Consider the following 24,182-nt stretch of genomic DNA (forward strand, 5'->3'; position numbering starts at 1 on the left):
CCATATTTATCTGTTTTTTATTATAAAGATAATGAAAAACATCGACACATGCAAACTAAACAACCTGATAATCAGATAAATACAAACATTAAAAACTAAATCCTGTTAAAGAAATTTTGATGCGTTTTCTCTGCGGACGTGACGAGGTGATTTCGTACTGGAGTTTCTGAATAAAGAAAGGTAAGGATACAAAAAAGGCCGTCTCCGCATTTTCAGGGAGGCGGCCTTCTGATTATTTGATTTCGAATTCTTCCTTCATATCCATTTCCTGGTTGTGTACGTCAAAGAATTTATACTGTAAAAAAGCCAGGTTTTGGTTCGGAACGATTTTGATGCCGAATCCATACTTCATCTGCCATTTGCGTTTCAGGGACATGAATCCCTGATTTACGTAGGCAGCTACGTAAGGATGGATATGCAAGGTGAATTTCTTCACTTTCAGCTTGTTGACCAAATAGTCGATCTTACTTTCCAGGGTATCGGTAAACAGGATGGAAGGTTTGATTTTCCCCTTTCCGAAACAAACGGGACAGTCTTCATCGGTAGTGACATCCATGGCCGGACGTACCCGCTGGCGCGTGATCTGCATCAGTCCGAATTTGCTCAGAGGAAGGATGTTGTGTTTGGCCCGGTCTTTCTGCATGTTCTGGCACATGCGCTCGTAAAGTTTTTGCCGGTTTTCTGCCAGGTTCATATCGATGAAGTCCACCACAATGATTCCGCCCATATCTCTCAACCGGAGCTGGCGTGCCAACTCATCAGCTGCGCCCAGGTTTACGTCGAGTGCATTTGCCTCTTGTCCGTTGGTCGATTTGGAACGGTTTCCACTGTTTACGTCCACCACGTGGAGTGCTTCAGTATGTTCGATAATCAGGTAAGCTCCGCTTTTATAGGAAACGGTCTTTCCGAAAGAGGACTTGATTTGTTTGGTGATACCGAAATTATCGAAAATAGGAAGTTGGCCGGTGTAGCGCTTCACGATGCCTGCACGCTCGGGGGCAATGAGCGCTACATAATCTTTTACTTCGTTATACACGGTTTCGTCGTTGACGTAAATGTTCTCGTACGACGGGTTGAACAAGTCGCGCAGCATGGCTACGGTGCGGCTTGTCTCCTCATAAACCAATGAGGGCAGTTTGGTGGCCTTCTGTACCTTCGTGATGGTTTCTTCCCAATGTTTCAGCAAGACTTTCAGTTCCGCATCCAGTTCTGCCACCCGTTTTCCTTCGGCCACGGTGCGTACAATCACCCCGAAATTTTTGGGTTTGATGCTTTGTAGCAGCTGTTTGAGGCGAGCTCTTTCCTCGCTGGATTTAATTTTTTGAGAGACGGATACCTTGTCATTGAAAGGAATCAGTACCAGATAGCGTCCGGCGAACGACAATTCGCAGGTCAGGCGCGGCCCTTTTGTGGAAATGGGTTCCTTGACAATCTGTACGATGACCTCTTGTCCCTGCTGGAGTACACTGGAGATTGTTCCGTCCTTGTCAATGTCGGGAAGCATGGAAGCTTTCGACATGGGATAAAGTTTCTTCCGGTCACTGATGACTTGCTTGAGGTATTTCTGGTAAGAATGAAATTGTGGTCCCAAGTCTAAATAGTGAAGAAAAGCGTCTTTCTCAAAACCTACATCTACGAAGCAGGCGTTGAGGCCGGGCATGAGTTTCCGGACTTTTCCTACGTACATGTTGCCGACAGAGAACGAAAGGTTCCGTTCTTCTTTCTGGAATTCTACCAGGTTCTTGTCTTCCATGAGAGCGATAGATATTTCCTTGGGCTGTACGTCTACTACTAATTCGCTTGTCACTTTTTGCTTGGTTTTTTGTTTTTAATAGATTGCTAATTACACAAAGAACAAACCTGAAAGACTTTGTTTAGCTTTGCAAGTTTGTTCTTTATTGAAGTCGGACAGACTAACAATTATTTTTTGCTTTTATGTCTGTTCTTTCTCAGTCTTTTTTTACGCTTGTGAGTAGACATTTTATGTCTTTTTCTTTTCTTTCCGCTTGGCATAGCTTCAAAATTTTATAGGTTAATACTAAATGTTAATTATTTTTTTACTGATAGAGTAAATGTTTTTGCTGGTTTGAATGCCGGAATATTGTGCTCTGGGATAATGATAGTAGTATTCTTAGAAATGTTACGAGCAGTCTTCTGTGCTCTTTTTTTCACAATGAAACTACCGAAACCACGGAGGTAGACATTCTCATCTTTCGACAAAGATTCTTTTACTGATCCCATGAACGCCTCAAGGGTCGCCAATACTGTTGCCTTGTCAATACCTGTGTTCTTGGCAATTTCGTTTACAATATCTGCTTTAGTCATTGCGCTAATAATTATTGTTATACGTTATCTTAATTTTTTGGACTGCAAATATATAGCTTTTCTGCTTCTTTTGGAAATATATCAGGAACATTTTTTTTGAAAAGTCGTGCTTTTTGAAGTTTTTCCATCCTTTTAGGAGACTGTAATAGGAGGTTTGTCTGCGTATATCGGGCAAATATATTATTTTTGCAGCTAAATATATACCGGATGAATTTATTTGCAGATAAGATTATAGATTGGTACAAGGAAAACAAACGGGATTTGCCTTGGCGTGAAACGAAAGACCCTTATAAAATATGGATATCGGAAATTATTCTTCAGCAGACCAGGGTTGTGCAGGGATATGATTACTATTGCCGTTTCATGGAACATTTTCCTGATGTAGATGCATTGGCGAACGCTTCAGAAGACGAAGTGATGAAGTGCTGGCAGGGGCTGGGATATTATTCGCGGGCCCGTAATCTCCATGAAGCAGCAAAGGTGATTGCAGATAAAGGACGTTTTCCTACAACTTATGAAGAAGTGAGAGCCTTGAAAGGAGTAGGAGATTATACAGCTGCGGCTATTTGCTCTTTTGCGTACGATTTGCCGTATGCCGTGGTTGATGGAAATGTGTATCGGGTATTGTCGCGCTGGATGGGAGTGGAGGAACCGATTGATACCGGTGCAGGCAAGAAATTGTTTGCCTCTCTGGCAGATGAGATGATGGACAAGTCGCGTCCGGCTTTATACAATCAGGCTATCATGGATTTCGGGGCCTTGCAATGTGTACCTTCCTCGCCTTCTTGCCTGTTTTGTCCGCTGGCAGATAGTTGCGTGGCCTTACAGAAAAATCAGGTAGACAAGCTTCCTCGGAAAGCCCGGAAGACAAAAGTACTTGACCGTTATTTTTCATATATTTACGTGCATGCGGGCGCATATACTTATATAAAGAAACGGGAGGCGGGAGATATCTGGCAAAATTTATATGAGTTTCCGCTGATTGAGACCGAACGGGAGGTGGGGGAAGAGGCAATTTTCTCGCTCCCGGAATTGAAAAAATTGCTGGAAGGTTGTCGGGTGGTTTCTTTTCGTCTGGTATCGCCGGAAATCAAACATGTGTTGTCGCACCGGGTGATTCATGCCAAATGCTATGAAGTGGTATTGGATGGGGAAGATTTTTTCCTTTCTGGATACCAGCGCATTCGAGTTGATGAATTGCATAAATTCCCTGTGTCGCGCTTGATATCTCGTTTTTTTTCGTTACTTTTGAAACCAAATTATAAAACTCATAATCATGTCATTGAATAAAGTACAATTGATTGGAAATGTGGGAAAAGATCCCGAAGTGAGATACCTGGATAGTGGAGTGGCTGTGGCTACATTCCCGCTGGCAACTACGGACCGTGCCTATACGCTGGCTAACGGAACACAAGTGCCGGAACGTACCGAATGGCATAACATTGTATTGTGGCGCGGATTGGCGGAAACAGCAGAGAAATATGTGCACAAAGGTGACAAGTTATACATAGAAGGGAAGATTCGTTCTCGTTCTTACGATGATCAGAACGGTGTGAAGCGTTATGTGGTAGAGATTTTTGGTGATAACATGGAAATGTTGACACCGCGTTCTGCTCAGCCGACAGCCCCTGCTCAATCTCAGCCGATATCGACAGCTTCTGCTCCGGCCCAGTCGGAAAGTAACCCTTCGGATGATCTGCCGTTCTGATTTCAGATTGTCTTTAATTTAAAAAATAGGAATATTATAGGATGGATCCTGACTCGTGTTTGCTCCGTTTGTCGGAGCTATGTGACGGAATTACCGTAATGCCCCTTTCATTAGGGGCTGCTTTTGCTTTATTTCTGGCCCTTACATTGTTGTATGTATCGGGTTTTGTGTCTGCTTCAGAAATTGCTTTTTTTTCGCTTTCTCCTTCTGATTTGAGTGAAATAGAGGAGGAAAATCACCCTTCGGATGTAAAAATAAAAGATTTGCTGGCCGATTCGGAACGCTTGCTGGCTACAATTCTGATTTCCAACAACTTTGTAAATGTGACCATTATCATGCTGCTGAATTATGTCTTTGCCAGCGTGATTGACTTTGGAAATGCAAAGATTCTAGAGTTTCTGATTGTGACTGTGGTCTTGACGTTCTTGTTGTTGCTGTTTGGAGAAATCATGCCTAAGATTTATTCGGCACAGCATACCCTTCCTTTTGCCCGGAAAGCAGCACCGGTCATTTCAGTATTGCGTACGGTATTTTGGCCGTTATCTTCCTTGCTGGTACGTTCTTCTTTTTTCTTAAACCGGATTAGCCAGCGGAAAAAAGCCTGGAATCTTTCTGTCAATGAATTGTCGCAGGCACTGGAGCTGACGGATATTCATGAGACCTCGGAAGAAGGGAATATGCTGGAGGGAATTATTCGTTTTGGAGAGGAGACGGCGAAGGAGGTGATGACTTCTCGTCTGGATATTGTAGATTTGGAGATTCATGAATCATTTGCCGATGTACTGAAATGTATCAATGAAAATGGGTATTCTCGAATTCCCGTTTATGAAGAAACTCGTGACAACATAAAGGGAATTTTATATATCAAGGATTTACTTCCGTATTTGGATAAGGGAAGTGATTTTCGCTGGCAGAACTTGATTCGTCCGGCATTGTTTGTACCAGAAAACAAGATGATTGGTGATTTATTGCGTGACTTTCAGGCAAATAAAATTCACATTGCGGTGGTGGTGGATGAGTTTGGTGGAACTTCCGGTATTGTGACAATGGAGGATATCATTGAAGAAATTGTAGGTGAAATCAACGATGAATACGATGAGGAAGAACGTACGTATGTGAAACTGACCGAGAATGTATATGTGTTTGAGGGAAAGACGTTGCTTTCGGATTTTTATAAAGTCATCAAGGATAGTCAGGAAGTGTTTGAGGACGTGTCGGGCGATGCGGATACCTTAGCCGGGTTGTTGTTGGAACTGAAAGGTGAATTTCCTGTCCTGCATGAGATTATCAATTATTCCAATTATCGCTTTGAAGTGCTGGAGATGACTTCCCGTCGTATTCTGAAGGTAAAAGTAACGGTCTTGCCTGCCGTTCCGGAAGAAAAAACTGAAAAAGAGAATTGATATGCCACTTCTAAGGAAATGGGATGAAGAAGGGGGAATGTGGGGTATCTGGCACGTGACTGAGTCGTTGGAAGAACTTCGGGCAAGTGTGTCGGATATGTCGGCGCTTGCGGAATATGCATGTTTGAAAGCTTCTTCCCGCAAGCTGGAATTTCTGGCTGTGAGGGTACTTTTGTATGCAATGACGGGGCGAGAAATACAGGTGGGTCACGAACCTTCGGGCAGACCTTTTCTGATAGGTGAATCGGAACATATATCGATTTCTCATACAAGGAATTATGTGGCAGTAGGGCTGCATAAGACGGCTATACCGGGAATCGATATCGAACAGTATGGTGATAAGGTGAGAAGAGTGAGGTCGCGTTTTGTGCGGAAAGACGAATTGCCTGAAGGCGAAGCGATGCAGGAGAAGGAAGAGTTGTATCAGCTGTTGCTTCACTGGTCGGCGAAAGAAACCATGTTCAAGGTGATGAATTGTACAGAAGTGGATTTTTTGCGACATCTGAGAATTGCACCTTTCAGATTGTCGTCCTCCGGTATCCTGGCAGGCGAGTCATATCATCCGGAACATGAATTTTGTTATCGGATTCATTATCTTATACATCCTGATTTCGTTTGTACTTATTGTGTCGGGAAATCGGTTGATTGAACAAACGGACAATGAGATTGTTTATGAAAGAAAAAAGATGAACAGAAAAATTCGTAGAACGGTTCGGCTTGTGATTATTGCTTTGGGGACATGTCTGTCTGTTTTTCTGCTAGCCGTGGCTGTCCTGATAAATTTTATTTTTACACCGGAGAAACTGACTCCGGTGGTTTTGAATGTGGCTAACCGTACGCTGGATGCACATCTGGAAATGAAAAGCGTAGAATTGACCTTCTTTTCTACTTTCCCTCGTTTTGGTTTGAAAGTGACGGATGGCATACTGATATCCAAAACTATGCGGGATACGCTTTGGCAGCAAACGGATTCGCTGGTATCGTTCAAGAAATGTGTGGTGGTGGTAAATCCGGTGGATTATCTGTTGAACGATAAAATCAGTCTTCGTTATTTGGGGCTGGAAGATGCATCGATATACGCTTTTAAGGACAAAGAAGGAAAAAGTAACTGGGACATTGTAAAGGGTGCAGAGGAATGTGTGGAAGAAGATACAATGGCGCAGGAGAATGTAACGATTCAGGAGATAGATATTCAGCGTGTATCGCTGAAACGGACCAATGTTACGTTTGATGACCGGGATACCAGAGTTTATGCAAAGGTACAGAATTTAAACCTGAATCTGAAGGCGGCTTTGAAGAAAACGCATGCTTCTTTGGCGTTGGAATATGACAACGAGAATCTTCTTTTCTGGCAGGATGGACAGTTGCTGATGAACCATCTGGCGGTTGGATTACGTGCGGATATGCAACTAGACCGAGCTTCAAGGCAGCTAGTATTAAAAAAGACTGGACTGACTCTTAACGGAATAGCACTGGACTTGTCGGGGACATTGGGACGGGACAGTGTAGGAGGTTCTGCTGTGGTGGATTTATCTTACAAGTTGCATGCACCTTCTTTGGAGACTGTGTTACAGATGATTCCAGAAAGTATATTGAAACGTCAGGAGTTGACGGCTAAGGGGGAGGTCCTGATGGAAGGAACCTTGAAAGGACATTATGGGAAGCAGCAGATGCCGGAAGCTACCTTGCATGTGAACATTCGTAACGCTTCGGCTCAATATGCGGGCTTACCTTATGGGGTGGATGACCTTACGGCAGAATTTAACGGATATGTAGATTTCATGCGGCGTAAATCTTCGTATGCTAATTTAAAGATCTTTCGTTTTAAAGGAGCTCATACAGATATTTTGGCTGATGGAAAGGTGGAAGATTTACTGGGGGATCCTGATATTACCTTTAATACGCGTTCGGAAATTGATTTGACGGCATTGGCCAAGACGTTCCCTTTGCAGGAAGGTGTGTCGATTGGCGGACAGGTCGGGGCCGATTTCCGCTTGCACTGTCGTTTGTCGTCTCTTCGGAAACAAGATTGGGGGCGTGTGCGCTTGAAAGGAAAGCTGGATATGCAGAATCTGTTTCTGCGTGATACAAAGAAGAATTTTGAATTTACGAGTCATGCTGCTCTTCGCTTTACAGGTGAGGATAATCTGGCTGCACAGATACATATTCAGAAGGCGGTACTCCATGCTTCGGCTATTTCTGCCGAACTGGAAGAATTGAAAGCTGCAGTGAAATCTACAAATCCGCAGGATACAACCCGTTTGATTGATGTGGAATGCAAGTTGCAGATGAGGCGTCTGAAAGGGGAGATGGGAGATTCATTGAAGGTCTTCAGTAAGCTGGCAAAAGCTTCGTTGCATTTGCAGCCCGGTAAACGGAATCCGTCTATGCCTCGTCTAAAGCTGGCACTGGAAACAGATACGCTTTTCTGCCGGATAGGAAACATGAAGATGGGAATGGATAAGGGCGGTTTTAATTTGTCGGCAGAAAAGGTGCGCGACTCACTTTGGCTTCCGAAGGGTATTGTGGGTTTCAATCGCCTTACTTTCCGGACGCCTGAGCTTGCCTTGCCGATTAGAATGCGGAAAACAGCGGTAACAATAGGTGACCGGTGCATTACGTTGAAGAACGCCAGTTTGCGTATCGGGCGTTCCAGTCTTACAGCGAGTGGTGCGGTACATGGATTGTATGCGGCTATGAAAAAGGGTGAGATGTTGAAAGCTAATTTGGATATATCTTCACGCAATCTGGATTGCAATCAGTTGATTAATGCGTTGAATTTTCCTCAGGATACGCTCCAGGCAGAAACCGATACGGTGTCAAGCTCCGAACCGTTGCAGTTGTTTGTCATCCCTTCCAATATTGATTTCGAACTGAAAACGAACTTGAACAAGGTGACTTACGGTAATATGGTCTTTGAGCATGTACGTGGAGCGGTCGATATCCGTAATCAGGCGGTTTATCTGAAGAAGTTGACGATGCGAGGACTGGAGGCGGATGTGGAGACTACATTGGTATACCGTGCCCGTAAGAAGACGCGCGGCTATGCCGGTTTTGATTTCCGGTTGAGGCAGGTAAATATCGGTAAACTGGTGGATTTCATTCCTTCACTTGACACGATTGTACCGATGCTTCGTTCGTTCAAGGGAATGGTGGATTTTGATGCGGCTGCTGAGGCTGTGCTTGATTCCAACCTGAATGTAAAGATTCCGACCTTGAGAGCGGCTATGCATATCAAGGGTGACAGTCTGGTGCTGATGGACGGAGAGACATTTGCTGAAATATCCAAGACGCTGATGTTCAAAAACAAGAAACGGAATGTGTTCGACAGTATCTCGGTCAATTTGACTGTAAAGGACGGGAACGTAACAGTATATCCATTTTTGCTTCAGATAGACCGTTACAAAGCTGCAGTAGGAGGTACTCAGGGATTGGATATGAATTTCAATTACCATATTTCTGTATTAAAGTCGCCTTTGCCTTTCAAGGCCGGAGTGAATATTACCGGAAATCTTGACAAAATGAAGATACGTATCGGCAAAGCAAAGTATAAAGATGCAGTGACTCCTGTTGCCATCCGGAAAGTGGACAGTACGCGTGTGAATATGGGTGTAGACATTATTCACAGTTTTGAACGTGTAATAAGCCGTACGTACAGAGGAAGACTTCCGGATGGGGCTGAGTAAATAGGTATCCATTTTGCTTATTTATCTGAATAATTGTATATTTGCGAACTAGAGACAGAATTTATACGAGTATTAACACTATTAATTATTAAAATCTTCATTATTTATGTTTAACAAGCATCCTAAAGGTCTAATACCTGCTGCACTTTCTAACATGGGGGAGCGTTTCGGCTACTACATCATGAATGCCGTGCTGGTATTGTTTCTTTGTTCTAAATTTGGTATAAGTGAGGAAAAAAGTACACTTATCTATTCGTTCTTTTATGCAGGTATTTATCTGTTAAGTCTTGTTGGGGGGCTGATAGCCGACAGAAAGCAGAATTATAAAGGTACAATCATGGCCGGTCTCGTGGTCATGGCTGTGGGATATATTGCATTATCTATTCCTATTACTGCCAATGCAGGCAATACATCATGGTTGCTTACACTAACTTGTATCGCCTTGTTCTTCATCGCATTTGGTAACGGGCTGTTTAAGGGAAACCTTCAGGCCATTGTAGGTCAGATGTACGATGACCTTGAAGCAGAGGCTGCTAATAAGGGGGAAAAGGAACTGATTGAAGCCAAGAGCAAGAGAGATTCCGGATTCCAGATATTTTATGTATTTATCAATATTGGTGGACTTATCGCTCCGTTTATCGCTCCTCTGTTGAGAAGCTGGTGGTTGAGTGCACACAATATGGTCTACAATGCGGGCCTTCCTGCTCTGTGCCATGAATATATAGCGAAAGGTGCAGACGGCATGTCGGCTGAGGCTATGGGCAACTTGAATCAGCTGATGTCACAGTGCGTAGGTGCAACTACCGATATGGCTGCTTCTTGCGCACAATATTTGCAGATATTTAATGAAGGTATTCACTATTCATTTTTGGCCTCTGTAGCCGCAATGCTTATTTCTTTGATTATCTTCTTTGTGACCAAGCGTCAGTTCCCAAATCCGGGAAAGAAAGAAGCCGCAGCTGCTGTCACTTATTCAGCAGAAGAAAAGGTTGCCATGGCGAAGGAAATCAAACAGCGTCTTTACGCTTTGTTTGCAGTGCTGGGTGTGGTTATTTTCTTCTGGTTCTCATTCCATCAGAACGGTACTTCACTTTCACTCTTTGCGAGAGACTTCGTAGATACATCTACCATTGCTCCGGAAATATGGCAGGCAGTGAATCCTTTCTTTGTGATTACATTGACTCCGATTATCATGATGATTTTTGGTTCTCTTTCAAGAAGAGGAAAGGAGATTTCTACTCCGCGTAAGATTGCCATCGGTATGTTCATCGCAGGTCTGGCTTATCTCTTCCTGTCTGCATATTCACTTATTATGGGTTATCCTTCTGCTGCTGAATATCGTGAACTTCCTATTGACCAGCAGGTAAAGGCAGGTGCATGGGTGTTGATTGTGCTTTACTTCCTGCTTACCGTGGCCGAGTTGTTTATCTCTCCACTTGGATTGTCATTCGTTTCGAAGGTAGCTCCAAAGCATCTTCTGGGACTTTGCCAGGGATTATGGCTGGGTGCGACTGCTGTAGGTAATCTTCTGTTGTGGATTGGTCCTCTTATGTATAACGCCATTCCTATAGGATATTGCTGGGCTATTTTCATGATTGTATGCCTCATTTCAATGGGAGTCATGCTGTTCATGGTGAAATGGCTGGAACGTGTAGCAAAATAAAATTGCTTGATATTATGTGATTAAGTTCCTCATGACATTTTGTGCATGAGGAATTTTTGTTTTTATCTTAATTATGCTGAGTATGTTTTTCAAACGATTGACTTCACTGGTGGGAATGGCTCTGTGGGCGGGTCTTTCATTGTGCGCACAGGATGTCAGGATTTCCTATGAAGCGGTGGGCAAAAATTATCTGCTGAAAGCGGATAATACTTCTTATTATCCCTACACAATTCAGATTATGTTTACGAAACTTACGGGTGCTTCGGCTCTAAGTCAAGGTGTTCCGTATATTTATGTGTCAGGACATGGAAGTAACCGGTTGCTTACCTTGAAACGTGAAACGGAAGAGGTGCCGATAGGATTTGCCTATCAGACTCGTATTTACAAAGGAAACTGGAAAATGGATTCTGATTCGTCTTATGTATATCTTCCTACTGTGGCACCGGGGAAAGAGGTGTATGTGCGGACTTTGACTGCGCTGGAGGACTTCTTTCGGAAGAAGAAACCGACCAAAGTGACGGGACTGGCTTTCCGGATGAACGAGGGAGATACAGTTTATGCTATGCGAGGCGGTTTAGTTTGTGAGGTTTGCCAACATCAGGCATCTGATGCCTTGCAGAAAGAGAAAACCAAAATTTATGCACGAACTGAAAACTATGTGGTGGTTTATCATAAGGATGGGAGTTTTGCTACCTATAAACAGTTTAAGGAGAACGGAGTGTTCGTGAAACCGGGTGATAAGGTAGAGGCTGGTATGCCATTGGGAGTGATTGGAGCAGGAAACTATCGTCAAGGTTCTCATTTGCGGGTGCAAATGAGCGGATGTTTCCGGGATTCAGATAAGGAATATGCCATAGAAGGGCGTGGATATCATTCTTTTGTTCCTGTGCTGGCCACGGACGAGAAAAAGACCTGTAAGCCGTACCCCGGAACGGTCCCTGTATTTACGGCGCAGCATCCGCAAAGTCTGATCATGAAGGAAATGACTCGACGGGAGAAACAGCAATATCTGAAAAACTTGAAGGGAAAGCGCTGACTGTGCGAGTGATATAAAAAGCCCTGGCATATCCTGATGGAAAGGAAAGCCAGGGCTTTTTTATGATGTATTTGTGCGCGTGGAAAATTTCTTTGCTTATTTTTTTAAGGTAAAGACAAACTCCAGTCCTCCGGTCGGCATGTTCTTGGCGAAAATAGTTCCTCCATGGAAAAGAACCGCATTCTTGACAATGGCCAGTCCCAAACCTGTACCTCCCAGTTTCCGTGACCGTCCTTTGTCTACTCGGTAAAACCGTTCGAACAAACGGTTGAGATGTTCTTCCGGAACGCCCACGCCTGTGTCTGAGAAGCTGAAATAGTAGAACTTTTCATCTTCCCGGAAACATTTGATGGTGATTTGTATATTGGTTCCCGCATAGGCGATTGCATTGTCGGTCAGGTTCCGGAAGATAGAGTAGAGCAACGAACTGCTTCCGGTCAAGATGATTTCCGGCGGGAGCTTGTTGACTACGGTGATGTGTTTCTCTTCCAGTCCCAATGTGACTTCATTCAGAATGTTCTCTACAATCTTGCTTAAGTTGACAGATTCCTTTTCTACCATTTCCGGCGCCTCGTCCATCCGTGTCAGTACAGAAATATCGCGTAATAGGAAGGTCAGGCGGTTACTTTGTGCGTAACTTCTTTCCAGAAATACCCGTACGTTTTCTTGTGGGATGTTCGGGTTGTTGATGATGGTTTCCAGGTATCCTTGAATACTGCTGACAGGAGTTTTCAGTTCATGGGCAATATTTTGTGTCAGTTGGCGTTTCAGGCGAGCCTGCTCTTCTTCCTGGGTTACGTCAATGATGGATATTTCGAATGACATATCTTGGAAAATGATGCATTCCAAGGTAAAAGAGCGGGCATTTTTATTGATATGCAGGGAATAGCGTTTTTCCTCTTTATTGAGATTACCTTCGTTCCGGTTCAGAAACTCGATAATGGGTTTCAGTTCCGGAATGTCGAAAATCTCATTGGTGGAACGCAGGTTCCGGTCAGAAATGTTGTTGATGTATTGCGTGAACAGGTTGTTGACCAAAATTTCTTTCCGTTCCTTGGTGAAGACTCCCAAACCTTCATGAGATGTCTGGAGGTGAGAAATCAGCTTTTCGCGTTCAATGTAAAGAGCTTCTTTGGCTCGGTGCAGACGCTTGTATATTTTAATAATATGTTGTGAGATTTCACCTAATTCGTTTTTAGGGAACGTCTGTAGAATATCCATGTCAATGGGTTCATTGCGGTCGGCCTTCATCGCAAACTGCTGCAGTTTGGTGATGGATTTTCCTAGCTTTCGTGTAAAACGATAGAAGATAAAAATCAATACCAGGCAGATGACAAGGGCAAACCACAGGTAGCCGGAGTCTGCTTGAAGGTGTTCAGCCAGGCTCAGGTTATAGGGTAGGGCGGCCCGGATGATGAGACGATACGGGGGAAAATAGCGTGCCGAGTAGAAATATTCTTCTCCCTGAATGCTTTCCGACTGTCGGCTGATGGAATAACCGCTTCCATACATCAGTGCATCTTGTACTTCCTTGCGGGAGGAATGGTTGGCGAATTTCTGCCAGTTGGCATTGGTGTTGTCATAAATCACCTTTCCAGAGGGTTCAATGAGGGTCACACGCAGATTAGGCATCATGTGAGTGGTCACATAACGCTGCATGGAATCCGGGTTGAATCCGTGGTGTTCGGAAATGAAATCGCACAGCTGGTTGTTGTAATTCTGTAGTTGTGTGTTCAGCAGTTCTATTTTATAGGCTTTTTCGCGTTTGTATTGGAACAGCATAAAGCATACTGCATATCCCAAGAATAAGAATATGACAGAAAAAAACAACCTCTGGCTGAAAGGGAGGATGCGATAGGAAAATTTTGTCATGGTTCTACAGCCCTTTATTCACATTCAAAACAGTAACCATAGCCGAGGCGGGTCACAATACATTGTCCATATTCACCAATTTTTTTCCGAAGACGGGTAATGTTTACGTCAATGGTACGGTCGAGCACATACACTTCATCATGCCAGACCTTGGCCAGAATTTCTTCGCGTGAAAATACTCTTCCTTGATTTTGGAGTAGCAGCAAGAGGATTTCGAATTCTTTTTTGGTTAATGAAATTTCTTCATTGTTGATGGTTACTTTTTTCTTTGGAATATTGACAGACAAGCCCTTGTAAGTGAGCTGTTCAGGAACCTGTGTCTGCACTCCGGCTGTACGGCGCAATACAGCTTTTACCCTCATGATGACTTCACGGAGTGAGAATGGTTTAGAAATATAGTCGTCCGCTCCCAGATTAAACCCGGTCAGCGTATCGTTTTCAGTGTCTTTGGCTGTGATGAAAATAATAGGAATATTTTCTGTATCCTTGTTCTTTTTCATCATGCTGGCCATTTTAAAGCCCGAAATTTCTCCCATCATCACGTCCAGTAAAATCAAATTGTAGTGCGGAAGATCCAATTTCAATGCTTCTTCAGCAGAATTGGCTGTATCTACGGTATACCCTTCCATTTCGAGATTAAACTTCAGAATCTCGCACAGGTCTTCTTCATCGTCTACGACTAAAATCCGATAATCGTTCATGTGCATTCTCTATTAGGATTAATACAAAATTCAGTATGATTTAGTTTTCGTTACAAAGATGACCCTTTTTTGTTTCGTCCTTATGAAATAGATATTACATTTGGGTTACAATGTGGGTTTGGTGAACTCTCCGGCTATGGAGCGACTCATGTCATTGCGTATTTCCCTAGGACTAAGTCCATGTCCAAGTAGAAACATCAGTTTGGTCAATACGCTTTCTACTGTAGCATCATAGCCGCTGATTACTCCTGCATCCAATAAGTGAAGTCCGGTTTCATAACGTGCCATCTCTACCATTCCCGTCTGGCATTGCGAGATATTTACGATGACAATGCCTTTCGCTGTAGCTTCAGAAAGCAAGCGGATGAACCAAGGCTTCTGAGGGGCATTTCCTGAACCGTATGTTTTCAGTACCACCGCTTTCAGCCCGGGAGTATTGAGTACTGTGCGTACGATGTTTTCCTGAATTCCAGGAAAGAGGGTCAGGATAATTACATTGGTATCAAAAACATAATGAGCGTGCATCGGAATGTCGGGGGTTGCTTTTCGGATGCGGTCGTATTCATATTTGATATGGATTCCTGCAGTTGCTAATGCCGGATAATTGTAAGAGCGGAAAGCATTAAAATTTTCTGCATTGATTTTTGTGGTACGGTTTCCACGAAGCAGAAGGTTTTCAAAAAAGATGCATACCTCTGGTACAACCGCTGTTCCGTCAGGATGCTTGGCTGCGGCGATTTCAATGGAGGTAATCAGATTTTCCTTTCCATCTGTGCGCAGCACTCCGATAGGTAGTTGGCTTCCAGTAAGAATAACCGGTTTGCTCAGGTTTTCCAGCATGAAACTCAGGGCAGAGGCTGTATAAGCCATCGTATCTGTACCATGCAGGATGACGAAACCGTCAAAATTATCGTAGTTATATTGGATAATCTTTACCAGTTTCGCCCACAAAGCCGGTTCCATGTCAGAGGAATCAATGGGAGGATTAAACTGATAGGAGGAAATACGGTAGTTGAATCGCTTCAGTTCCGGTACGTTTTCTTGAAGCTGGTCAAAATTAAAAGCTTCCAAGGCACCGGTTTCGGGGTTTTCAATCATACCGATTGTTCCTCCTGTGTAAATGAGTAATACGGAAGGATAATCTGGTTTTATCATTTGGCTCTTCGTTTAGTTTGGCACAAAGATAGCAAAAATATGTTTATACCGATAAATTAACCCTATAAAAATAACAGAATGATTAATTATTCCTCCTTTTTCAGCATTTCTAAAAGTCGGTCGATAGCTTTTTCTGGATTTTTCTCTTCTTCCAGCAGGCTGACAAATTTGCTTCCAATGATACATCCGGCTGCATGAGCGGCGGCTGCCTCGTAAGTATTCTTATTGGAGATGCCGAAGCCAATCATGCGTGGATTCCGCAGGTGCATCTGTTCGATACGCTGGAAGTAGGCTTGTTTTTGTGCATTGAATTCTTTCTGTGCTCCTGTGACGGCAGCCGAAGAGACCATGTAGATGAATCCATTGGTGTGTTCGTCGATTTGGCGGATACGTTCTTCGCTGGTTTCCGGAGTAATCAGCATGATGACATGGAGTCCGTATTTGTCGGCTACGGGACGGTATTCGTTCATATAATCCTTGAAAGGCAGGTCGGGAATGATGACTCCATCGATTCCGCACTCCTGACATTTCTTGCAGAAATTCTCAAAACCATACTGCATGATAGGATTCAGGTAGCCCATCAATACCAGTGGCATCTGTACTTCCGGGCGGATATGCTCCAGTTGGCTGAACAAGGTGCGGAGGGTCATGCCGTTGCGCAGGGCCTGAGTGGCTGCATGCTGGATGACAGGTCCGTCGGCCATCGGGTCGCTGAACGGGATTCCGACTTCAATCATTTGTACACCTTTGCGCTCCAGCGTGCGGATTACCTCGGCAGTTCCTTCCAGAGTGGGAGTACCTGCGCAGAAATAAATGGAAAGTATGTGGTCTTTGTGTGTGCGGAATAATTGGTCAATACGGTTCATAATTACTAATTTTTAAAAGTTGTACTTGTTTTGTTTGAATGAATGAATAAAAGTGGAAAGGGAAGAGGCATCTTTCATTCCAGGTGCCTGTTCGAAACCACTGTTCAGGTCAATGCCGGCCCAGCGGGGATGATGAAAAGCAGCCAATGCTTCCAAACTGGTGGGGTTCAGTCCCCCGCTCAGTAGGAAGGGAACCGAACCTTGATAGTGGGTCAACAGTTCCCAGTCAAAACTCTTTCCGGAACCTCCATATCCTTGGCAGGGAGTATCGAACAGGAAATAATCACAAAATGGAATATAATCTTCTGTTGCCTGCACGTCTTCTGGCGTACGCAAGGAGAATGCTTTGATGACTTTCATCCCTGTAGCTTGAAGCTGCTGGCAAAATTCGGGTGATTCCTTGCCATGAAGCTGTACGAAATCCAAATGCCAGTCAGCGATTCGTTCCTGAATGTGTGGAAGGGAAGCATTGACAAACACTCCTACCTTTTGTAATGAGACCGGAAGATACTCCGGTACTCCTTCTACATAACGTGGAGAACGTTCGTAGTCGATGAATCCCATCCAGTCGGCCCCGGCTTGTTCTACCTGACGGATATTTTCAGCGTCCCTCATGCCGCAAACCTTGACAATCATAGGGCTGCTGCTTGAAGAAAGTCTGACAATGCCTGTGCGGGGGAAGGGGTTTTCATAAACCTTTCTCCCATCAGGAAGCCCCTGAATCCGGTTTCCCGCAATTGCTTGAGCGTCTCTGATTGGGAAATACCGCTTTCGGATACCCATAAAAGTTCTTTGGGAAGTTTTTGGGCCAGGCGGAAGGAATTCTCCACATCGGTATGGAAGGTACCCAGGTTGCGGTTGTTCACCCCAATCAGGTCTACATATTCATGCAGGTAGTCGAGCTCTTTTTCAGCGTGAATCTCCAACAGCACCTCCATTTCCAGCTGATGGGCCAGTTTGCCCAAGTCTTTACATTCGTCGATGGTCAAGGCGGCTGCAATGAGGAGAACCACATCTGCTCCTGCCAATTTGGCCTGATAAAGCTGGTAAGGGCTGATGATGAAATCTTTGCGCAGCACCGGAAGCTGGACCAGCGGACGGACGGTCTGCAAATCTTTCAGGCTTCCTCCAAAGAACTCCTGGTCGGTCAACACTGAGATGCCGGAAGCACCAGCCTGTGCATAACCCGGAACAATGATTGTCGGGTCTGCCTCTGGAGCTATCCATCCTTTGGACGGAGAGCGTCGCTTGAATTCGGCGATGATGCCTGTCGGAGAGCTGGCCAATGCTTGTTTCAGGCTTTTTGTCGGACGGGAAGGATTCGTTTCCAATTGCCGTATCAGGAAGTCGCGGGATACCGCTTCTTCCTGATGGGTAATTTCTGTACGTTTATGGGCGACGATAGTCTGTAAAATATCAGTAGTCATAATTTATTCTTGGTTAAGAGTAAGGAATTTGTGTAATGTGGCCAGTGCCTTTCCGCTTTCGAGCGATTCTTTGGCCAACGCCACACATTCTTCTATTTTCTTTTGCGGTTCCAAAGCCTGGATGGCAAAGGAAGCATTGATTAGTACGCAATCAGTCTGTGCTTTGCTGCCTTCATTGTGAAGCACACGGTCGAAAATGGCAGCTGCCTCTTCCGGGGTCTTTCCTCCGTAGAGTTCTTCCTGACGTGCCATCGAGAAGCCCAGTTCAGAGGGACGGTAGATGGTTTCATAGCGGTTGGTCATGACCTTGAATTCATCGGTCAGCGAGATTTCATCGTATCCGTCCAGGTTGTTGACCACGGCAAACTGGATACCGAGTTTCTGGAGGGTATTGGTATAAAGCCGCATCTGCTGCAGGTCGGCTACCCCCAGCAGCTGGCAGGCCGGATGACAGGGATTGACCAGCGGGCCCAGTAAGTTGAACAAGGTACGTACGCCCAATGCCTTCCGGACAGGAGCCACGGTTTTCAGGGCCGGATGGAAAAAGGGAGCATGCAAATAAGCCATGCCGCACTCTTCAATCGACCGTTTCAGTTTATCCGGGTTATTGGTGAATTTCACTCCGTAATGTTCCATGACGTTGCTGGCCCCGCTCACTGAGGTGGCTCCGTAGTTGCCGTGCTTGGCTACCCGGTAGCCGGCTCCGGCCACTACAAAGCAGGCACAGGTAGAAATGTTAAAGGTATTTTTTCCGTCTCCTCCAGTTCCTACGATGTCAATCGGATGAAATTCATGAAGGTCGATAGGTACACAGGCCTCCAGCAAGGCATCCCGGAAGCCAATCAGTTCGTCTACCGTGACGCCCCGCATCTGAAAAGCAGCCAGCAAGGCTGCAGTTTGGGCCTCGTTCATTTCACCACCGGTCATTTTGTGCATCAGCGAGCAGGCCTCTTCACGGGTCAGCTCTTCGTGGTGGAAGATTCGTTTCAGTATTTGTTTCATATTGTATGTCAAAGTTTTATCAGTTATCAAATGGGGTTCTTTTAGAGGCTTATCGGTGCTGTATCCAGTTGGCCAGCATTTGTTTGCCGTCGGGGGTCAGCACGGATTCCGGATGGAACTGCACGCCGCGTACGTCGAGGGTTTTGTGACGGAGCGCCATGATATAGCCTTCTTTGCTGACGGCAGTGACTTCCAGACAGTCCGGAAGCCCTTTCTGGTCCACTACCCAGGAGTGGTATCTTCCGACCTGAATTTGTGAGGGAAGTCCTTCAAACAGATAGTCCGGTGTGGTCAGGGTAATGGTACTCTGGATGCCGTGGAACACCTCATCCAGGTTGGTAAGGTTACCTCCGTACACTTCGCCAATGGCCTGTTCACCCAGGCAAACGCCGAGAATCGGTTTCTTTCCGGCATACGTACGGATGACATCCAGCAGGAGTCCGGCTTCTTCCGGAATGCCGGGTCCGGGAGAGAGAAGAATCTTGTCGAATGCTTCCAGTTCTTCCAGTTGGAACTGGTCGTTGCGTTTTACGGTGACTTCTGCTCCCAGCTCTTTCAGCAGGTGACTCAGGTTGTATACAAATGAGTCATAGTTATCGATGATGACAATTTTCATGGTGTGTTATCTTTTTTCAGCCAGGAGAATGGCTTTCTTCAGGGCTCCCAGCTTGTTGTTTACTTCTTGTAGTTCATTGTTCTCGTTACTCTTGGCTACGATGCCGCCTCCAGCCTGGAACCAGAGTTCGTTGTTGCGGCTTACAAAGGTGCGGATGGTGATGGCCTGGTTCAAGTCGCCGTTGAATCCGATGAACCCGATGCAGCCTCCGTAAGCGCCTCGGTTGTGCGGCTCGATTTCACTGATCAGCTGCATGGCCTTCACCTTCGGAGCTCCACTCAGGGTACCGGCCGGGAACGTATCGATAAAGGTCTTGATGGGGTCGGCTCCTTCATCCAAGGTACCGCTAACCCGGCTTACCAGATGGATGACATGGCTGTAGTATTGCGGTTGCTTGTAGAATTCCACGTGCGTATGGTGGCAGTTCCGGCTCAGATCGTTGCGGGCCAGATCAACCAGCATCACGTGTTCTGCATTCTCCTTCGGGTCGGCCAGTAAGGCTTGGGTCAGGGCTTCATCCGTCTTTTTGTCTCCACTTCTGCGGGTCGTACCGGCAATGGGGTCGATGGTTGCTTTTCGGTCTTCAATCTTGCAGTGTGTTTCGGGAGAAGAACCGAAGATACGGAACCCGCCGAAATCGAAGTAGAACAAGTAAGGAGAAGGATTGATGCTTCTCAAGGCACGGTAGAGGGTAAAGTCATCGCCTTCATAGCGCTGGATGAAGCGGCGGGAAAGTACGATCTGGAACACATCTCCTCTCTTGCAGTGGGCGATGCCCTTGCGGATGTTGGCCTTGTGTTCTTCATCGGTCAGGGTACTGGTCGTTTCACCTACCGCCCGGAAGTCGTAGGTCGTATAGTTCCGGTTGTGGACTGCCTTTTCAATTTCGTCAATGTGGCTCGGCTCGTTGTCTGCCTGCAGTTCCACCAATACCATTTCGCTCTGGAAATCATTGAATACAATCAGGTATTTGTAGAGAATATAGAGAATTTCCGGTGCATCGTTTTTGGGGTCGCTGCTGTCTTTCACCGGAATCGGTTCGAAATAACGGACGGCATTGAACGTGGTATAACCGTACACACCGGCGTAGCGGGCATATTCACCTTTCACTTCGAAATGTTTCAGGAAGTCCTTGAAAGCATCTTCCACCTGGAAGTCCGGAGTCAAGGGACGTTCTTCGCGGCTTTTATCCGGAAAAGCAGTGGTGACGATTCCGTGGTTTACAGAGAAACTGGCGATGGGGTTCAGTCCGATAAAGGAGCGGTTGTTTTCTACTCCGTGATAATCTGAACTTTCCAGCAAGATGCTCTGCGGGAACAAGTCGCGTACTTTCAGGTACGTGCTTACCGGGGTCAGCAAATCACCGGGGAGTGTTTTATAGCTGGTTGTATAAGCAAAAGTTTTCATTGTTTTCTCGTTTAAAATTGTTCAGGGTGGTTTTTGTATCTCAAATAAGTTTCGATGTCTTTGTCTCCTCTTCCCGATACGGTCAGGACTACGATGTCAGACGGCTGGAATTTGACTTTTTCCAAGGCTCCCAGGGCATGAGCCGATTCCAATGCCGGAATGATGCCTTCCAACCGGGTCAGTTCGAAAGCGGCACGCAAGGCTTCATCGTCGTTGATGGCCAGTACGGTAGCCCGTTTCTGTGCGGCCAGATTGGCATGCATGGGGCCGATGCCCGGATAATCCAGTCCGGCGGATACGGAGTAGGGTTCCAGAATCTGTCCGTCTTCATTCTGCATCACCAGAGTCTTGGAACCGTGGATGATTCCCAAGCGTCCCAACTGGATGGTCGCGGCCGAGAATCCGCTGTGGATACCCTTTCCTCCGGCTTCTGCCAGAATGATTTTCACCCGGTCATCGTCCAGATAATGGTAGATGGTGCCGGCGGCATTGCTTCCGCCCCCTACACAGGCCATCAGGTAATCTGGATAGTCACGTCCTTCGTGTTCCATCAGCTGTTTCTTGATTTCTTCACTGATGACCGATTGCAGACGGGCTACCATGTCCGGATAAGGGTGAGGGCCTACCGTAGAACCAATCACGTAATACGTGTCTTCCGGGTGGCAGCACCAGTCGCGTATGGCTTCGTTGGTGGCGTCCTTCAGGGTCATGTTGCCGGAGGTGACGGCTTCCACTCTGGCTCCCAGCATTTGCATACGTTCCACATTCACCCGCTGGCGTTCCACATCGGTCTTTCCCATGTAGACCACACATTCCATTCCCATCAGGGCACATACCGTAGCGGTTGCCACACCGTGTTGTCCGGCTCCTGTCTCGGCAATGATTCGTTTCTTGCCCATTCTCCGGGCCAAAAGTACCTGGCCGATGGCATTGTTGATTTTATGGGCTCCCGTGTGGTTCAGGTCTTCCCGTTTCAGGTAGATCTTGCATCCGTATTTTTCCGACAACCGTTTGGCGAGGTAAAGAGGAGAGGGGCGTCCTACGTAGTCTTTGAGCAAGGCTTGATATTCTTTCTGGAAACTTTCGTCTGCTAGTACCTTAAGGTAGGCGTTTCGTAATTCTTCCACACAGCGATGGAGAATTTCCGGGATGTAGGCTCCACCAAAATCTCCATAAAATCCTTCTTGATTGACTTGATAAGTTTTCATGAGTGTATTTGTATTTTAGGGGTAAAACAAAAAAGGCTGTCGTAAGTTTACGACAGCCTTTTCGTGATATTATATCTCTTGAGGTATATACATGCGACTGAGTTCCCTTACGACTTGTGAAGTTGTAAGCGGCGCCACCAGAAGAATGTATTTACCATTGAATGTCTCATAATGTTATTTTTCTTGTTTTTTTATTGTTTCGTTCGCAAAGGTAACGATTCATTTGAATTTTCCAAACAAAAGAGTGTGATTTTTTTACTTTTTCCTATCTTTGCCCGAAATTTTAAAATCGCGTATATAATAAGGTCATGGAGGAATTCAGACTGGACGGTTTGACCGTCAAAGAACATCTGCTGATACTCGCAGCGGATGGGAACCGCAAGTTTACAGAAGGGCTTCACCCTGGTGTGGAACATGTGTTGGGCATTCGTTTGCCGGCGTTGCGGAAACTGGCTGCAAGGATTGCCAAGAGCGACTGGGAAAATTACCTTGAAACAGCCGACGGGTATTACATGGAAGAACGCATGTTGCAGGGAATGGTGTTGGGCTGCATCCAGCCCGATGAAGATGTGGAAGTGTATCTGCACCGTGTCACCTGCTTTGTGTGGAACATCAACAGCTGGTCGGTGTGCGATACGTTTAAGTTTGGAGGCGGGAAGGCGTTTATTCGCCGTCATTCAGCCCGTCTTTGGGAATACCTGAAGGAATGGATGAAAGCCTCGGGTGAGTATGAAGTCCGTTTCGGTGTAGTGATGGGTATGAGTTATTTTCTGGATACGGATCATGTGGATGAATTGCTTTCCTTACTCGATGGTATCCGTCACGAAGGATATTACGTACGTATGGCTGTGGCATGGGCTCTTTCGGTTTGTCTGGTAAAATTCCCTGAAAAGACTTTGGATTTTCTCCAAAACTGTCACTTGGATGATTTTACCTTCCGCAAGACCCTTCAGAAAATCGGCGAATCTTATCGCGTAAGTGAAGAGATGAAAAAGGCTGTCAAGGCATTGAAGCGTTGACAGCCTTTGCTGTTTTGGTTTTTATTTCATTCTAAATTTTACGGCTGCCCAGTTGTGTTTTTCGCGGTGGTGTACGTATTCCATACTTAGACTTTCCGCTTTTTCACGCAATACCGGAATGTCTTCTGTGTAGAATCCGCTGATATACAGTTCGGAGCCTTTTTTCATGCAAGCTGCATAAGCCGGCATATCCTGTAACAGGATGTTGCGGTTGATGTTGGCGATGATGACATCAAACGGTTCATGTCCTTCCAGCAGGGAAGCGTCGCCCAGCGCTACGGTGATGTTGGAGATACCGTTCAGAGCAATGTTGTCGCGCGAATTATTCACGCACCAGTCGTCAATATCGATGGCAGTCACTTTTTCAGCTCCTCTCATGCTGGCCAGAATAGCCAGAATGGATGTGCCGCATCCCATATCAAGTACGGATTTTCCTTTCAGGTCGGCTTCCAGCAGTTCTCCCAAGATGGAGCTGGTGGTTTCATGGTGTCCTGTACCGAATGCCATCTGCGGATTAATCACGATGTCGTATTCAGCCTTCGGGTAGTCTTTGTGGAAGGTACTGTGAATTACACAGCGGTTGTCGATGACGATGGGCTGGAAGAAATTCTTTTCCCATTCTTCGTTCCAGTTTTTGTCTTCCGGTTCCGCGATGGAGTAGGTAATGGCTGTATCAGGTATCGGGAAATTCTCCACTACCTGCTTGAGGGCTGCTTCATCAAACTGGCTTTGCTGGATATAGGCCTTCATGCCGTTTTCACATTCCACGAAACTTTCGAAACCGATATCGGCGGTCAGTCCCGATAATACATCTGTGATGGTCTCGTTGCACGGCTGTGCGGTAAAGGTCACTTCAAAATATTTCATACGTTTGTGCGGTTTAAAATAGAATCTCAGACAAATGTACATAAAATCCTTGACATTATGGGTTCGTCGTACGCGAAAAACAATCCCTATATGTAGGGATATTCTGTCGTTTGCTAATAGGTAAAATAACGTGAGTTCGAAATAGTAATAAATATATTTCAGTGATAATTAGAAACATAGCGATAAAAGTATTAAATTTATAGTGCTGAATTATAAGATTT

At 45.5% G+C, this 24,182-nt stretch carries 21 protein-coding genes; 8 read left to right on the top strand and 13 right to left on the bottom strand.

Annotated elements, in window-relative coordinates; genetic code table 11:
* Nucleotides 1-232: 232 nt before the first annotated feature.
* Together OCV81_RS15165 and OCV81_RS15170 are read right to left on the bottom strand one after the other, a co-directional pair.
* Nucleotides 233-1,807 (bottom strand): Rne/Rng family ribonuclease, encoded by a 1,575-nt coding sequence (locus tag OCV81_RS15165; protein ID WP_022352996.1) that lies wholly within the window; start codon nt 1,805-1,807, stop codon nt 233-235.
* 242 nt (nt 1,808-2,049) lie between these two features.
* The gene (locus tag OCV81_RS15170; RefSeq protein ID WP_007563675.1) at nt 2,050-2,325 is read right to left on the bottom strand and encodes an HU family DNA-binding protein; all 276 of its coding nucleotides are present in this window, start codon (nt 2,323-2,325) and stop codon (nt 2,050-2,052) included.
* 207 nt (nt 2,326-2,532) lie between these two features.
* On the opposite strand from OCV81_RS15170, the gene mutY reads away from it, so the two are divergent.
* The 7 genes from mutY to OCV81_RS15205 all read left to right on the top strand — a co-directional run bounded on the left by mutY (nt 2,533) and on the right by OCV81_RS15205 (nt 11,821).
* Nucleotides 2,533-3,615: an A/G-specific adenine glycosylase gene (gene mutY, locus OCV81_RS15175; RefSeq protein ID WP_148330788.1), complete on the top strand. Its 1,083-nt coding sequence runs from the start codon at nt 2,533-2,535 to the stop codon at nt 3,613-3,615.
* Nucleotides 3,602-4,033, top strand: coding sequence for a single-stranded DNA-binding protein (locus tag OCV81_RS15180; RefSeq protein ID WP_148330789.1), 432 nt, complete (start codon nt 3,602-3,604; stop codon nt 4,031-4,033). Before mutY ends, OCV81_RS15180 begins: the two co-directional genes overlap by 14 nt.
* A 41-nt stretch (nt 4,034-4,074) precedes the next feature.
* Entirely contained in the window at nt 4,075-5,436 is a 1,362-nt protein-coding gene (gene gldE / locus OCV81_RS15185) for a gliding motility-associated protein GldE (protein ID WP_148330790.1), read from the top strand.
* A gap of 1 nt (nt 5,437) precedes the next feature.
* A complete protein-coding gene (locus OCV81_RS15190; RefSeq protein WP_148330791.1) occupies nt 5,438-6,085 on the top strand; it encodes a 4'-phosphopantetheinyl transferase family protein in 648 nt (215 codons plus the stop codon).
* Between the two features lie 37 nt (nt 6,086-6,122).
* On the top strand, nt 6,123-9,122 hold the full coding sequence (locus OCV81_RS15195) for an AsmA family protein (protein WP_148330792.1): 3,000 nt from the start codon (nt 6,123-6,125) through the stop codon (nt 9,120-9,122).
* Between the two features lie 106 nt (nt 9,123-9,228).
* Entirely contained in the window at nt 9,229-10,785 is a 1,557-nt protein-coding gene (locus OCV81_RS15200) for a peptide MFS transporter (protein WP_148330793.1), read from the top strand.
* 82 nt (nt 10,786-10,867) lie between these two features.
* Nucleotides 10,868-11,821, top strand: a complete 954-nt coding sequence (locus tag OCV81_RS15205; protein ID WP_262640401.1) for a M23 family metallopeptidase — start codon at nt 10,868-10,870, stop codon at nt 11,819-11,821.
* A gap of 96 nt (nt 11,822-11,917) precedes the next feature.
* Here OCV81_RS15205 and OCV81_RS15210 read toward each other — a convergent pair whose 3' ends face one another.
* The 10 genes from OCV81_RS15210 to trpB all read right to left on the bottom strand — a co-directional run bounded on the left by OCV81_RS15210 (nt 11,918) and on the right by trpB (nt 22,075).
* Entirely contained in the window at nt 11,918-13,693 is a 1,776-nt protein-coding gene (locus tag OCV81_RS15210; RefSeq protein ID WP_148330795.1) for a sensor histidine kinase, read from the bottom strand.
* A gap of 14 nt (nt 13,694-13,707) precedes the next feature.
* Complete coding sequence (locus tag OCV81_RS15215) at nt 13,708-14,394, bottom strand: response regulator transcription factor (RefSeq protein WP_148330796.1); 687 nt, start codon at nt 14,392-14,394, stop codon at nt 13,708-13,710.
* A 105-nt stretch (nt 14,395-14,499) separates the two neighbouring features.
* Entirely contained in the window at nt 14,500-15,549 is a 1,050-nt protein-coding gene (locus OCV81_RS15220) for an asparaginase (protein WP_148330797.1), read from the bottom strand.
* Between the two features lie 86 nt (nt 15,550-15,635).
* Entirely contained in the window at nt 15,636-16,415 is a 780-nt protein-coding gene (gene trpA, locus OCV81_RS15225) for a tryptophan synthase subunit alpha (RefSeq protein ID WP_148330798.1), read from the bottom strand.
* Between the two features lie 12 nt (nt 16,416-16,427).
* Nucleotides 16,428-17,051 carry a phosphoribosylanthranilate isomerase gene (locus tag OCV81_RS15230; RefSeq protein WP_148330799.1) on the bottom strand — a complete coding sequence of 208 codons (624 nt, stop codon included), beginning with the start codon at nt 17,049-17,051 and terminating at the stop codon, nt 16,428-16,430.
* Nucleotides 17,048-17,842: an indole-3-glycerol phosphate synthase TrpC gene (gene trpC, locus OCV81_RS15235; protein WP_148330800.1), complete on the bottom strand. Its 795-nt coding sequence runs from the start codon at nt 17,840-17,842 to the stop codon at nt 17,048-17,050. Before trpC ends, OCV81_RS15230 begins: the two co-directional genes overlap by 4 nt.
* 3 nt (nt 17,843-17,845) lie before the next feature.
* Nucleotides 17,846-18,844 (bottom strand): anthranilate phosphoribosyltransferase, encoded by a 999-nt coding sequence (gene trpD, locus OCV81_RS15240; RefSeq protein WP_072542071.1) that lies wholly within the window; start codon nt 18,842-18,844, stop codon nt 17,846-17,848.
* Between the two features lie 49 nt (nt 18,845-18,893).
* Nucleotides 18,894-19,460: an anthranilate synthase component II gene (locus OCV81_RS15245; RefSeq protein WP_022353686.1), complete on the bottom strand. Its 567-nt coding sequence runs from the start codon at nt 19,458-19,460 to the stop codon at nt 18,894-18,896.
* Between the two features lie 6 nt (nt 19,461-19,466).
* Nucleotides 19,467-20,867, bottom strand: coding sequence for an anthranilate synthase component I family protein (locus tag OCV81_RS15250; RefSeq protein WP_148330801.1), 1,401 nt, complete (start codon nt 20,865-20,867; stop codon nt 19,467-19,469).
* An 11-nt stretch (nt 20,868-20,878) separates the two neighbouring features.
* Entirely contained in the window at nt 20,879-22,075 is a 1,197-nt protein-coding gene (gene trpB / locus OCV81_RS15255; protein WP_022353684.1) for a tryptophan synthase subunit beta, read from the bottom strand.
* Between the two features lie 308 nt (nt 22,076-22,383).
* Between trpB and OCV81_RS15260 the strand changes: the two genes are divergently transcribed.
* Complete coding sequence (locus OCV81_RS15260; protein WP_148330802.1) at nt 22,384-23,094, top strand: DNA alkylation repair protein; 711 nt, start codon at nt 22,384-22,386, stop codon at nt 23,092-23,094.
* Between the two features lie 21 nt (nt 23,095-23,115).
* On the opposite strand, the gene prmA is transcribed toward OCV81_RS15260, so the two are convergent.
* Nucleotides 23,116-23,961 (bottom strand): 50S ribosomal protein L11 methyltransferase, encoded by an 846-nt coding sequence (gene prmA / locus OCV81_RS15265; RefSeq protein WP_148330803.1) that lies wholly within the window; start codon nt 23,959-23,961, stop codon nt 23,116-23,118.
* Nucleotides 23,962-24,182 lie beyond the last annotated feature (221 nt).

The sequence above is a fragment of the Phocaeicola fibrisolvens genome, assembly GCF_025567125.1.
Lineage (GTDB): Bacteria > Bacteroidota > Bacteroidia > Bacteroidales > Bacteroidaceae > Phocaeicola > Phocaeicola fibrisolvens.

Coding starts and splice junctions, on each gene's coding strand:
- OCV81_RS15170 (WP_007563675.1), bottom strand. CDS start 2,325: ATGACTAAAGCAGATATTGTAAACGAAATTGCCAAGAACACAGGTATT.
- mutY (WP_148330788.1), top strand. CDS start 2,533: ATGAATTTATTTGCAGATAAGATTATAGATTGGTACAAGGAAAACAAA.
- OCV81_RS15180 (WP_148330789.1), top strand. CDS start 3,602: ATGTCATTGAATAAAGTACAATTGATTGGAAATGTGGGAAAAGATCCC.
- gldE (WP_148330790.1), top strand. CDS start 4,075: ATGGATCCTGACTCGTGTTTGCTCCGTTTGTCGGAGCTATGTGACGGA.
- OCV81_RS15190 (WP_148330791.1), top strand. CDS start 5,438: ATGCCACTTCTAAGGAAATGGGATGAAGAAGGGGGAATGTGGGGTATC.
- OCV81_RS15195 (WP_148330792.1), top strand. CDS start 6,123: ATGAACAGAAAAATTCGTAGAACGGTTCGGCTTGTGATTATTGCTTTG.
- OCV81_RS15200 (WP_148330793.1), top strand. CDS start 9,229: ATGTTTAACAAGCATCCTAAAGGTCTAATACCTGCTGCACTTTCTAAC.
- OCV81_RS15205 (WP_262640401.1), top strand. CDS start 10,868: ATGTTTTTCAAACGATTGACTTCACTGGTGGGAATGGCTCTGTGGGCG.
- OCV81_RS15210 (WP_148330795.1), bottom strand. CDS start 13,693: ATGACAAAATTTTCCTATCGCATCCTCCCTTTCAGCCAGAGGTTGTTT.
- OCV81_RS15215 (WP_148330796.1), bottom strand. CDS start 14,394: ATGAACGATTATCGGATTTTAGTCGTAGACGATGAAGAAGACCTGTGC.
- OCV81_RS15220 (WP_148330797.1), bottom strand. CDS start 15,549: ATGATAAAACCAGATTATCCTTCCGTATTACTCATTTACACAGGAGGA.
- trpA (WP_148330798.1), bottom strand. CDS start 16,415: ATGAACCGTATTGACCAATTATTCCGCACACACAAAGACCACATACTT.
- OCV81_RS15230 (WP_148330799.1), bottom strand. CDS start 17,051: ATGATTGTCAAGGTTTGCGGCATGAGGGACGCTGAAAATATCCGTCAG.
- trpC (WP_148330800.1), bottom strand. CDS start 17,842: ATGACTACTGATATTTTACAGACTATCGTCGCCCATAAACGTACAGAA.
- trpD (WP_072542071.1), bottom strand. CDS start 18,844: ATGAAACAAATACTGAAACGAATCTTCCACCACGAAGAGCTGACCCGT.
- OCV81_RS15245 (WP_022353686.1), bottom strand. CDS start 19,460: ATGAAAATTGTCATCATCGATAACTATGACTCATTTGTATACAACCTG.
- OCV81_RS15250 (WP_148330801.1), bottom strand. CDS start 20,867: ATGAAAACTTTTGCTTATACAACCAGCTATAAAACACTCCCCGGTGAT.
- trpB (WP_022353684.1), bottom strand. CDS start 22,075: ATGAAAACTTATCAAGTCAATCAAGAAGGATTTTATGGAGATTTTGGT.
- OCV81_RS15260 (WP_148330802.1), top strand. CDS start 22,384: ATGGAGGAATTCAGACTGGACGGTTTGACCGTCAAAGAACATCTGCTG.
- prmA (WP_148330803.1), bottom strand. CDS start 23,961: ATGAAATATTTTGAAGTGACCTTTACCGCACAGCCGTGCAACGAGACC.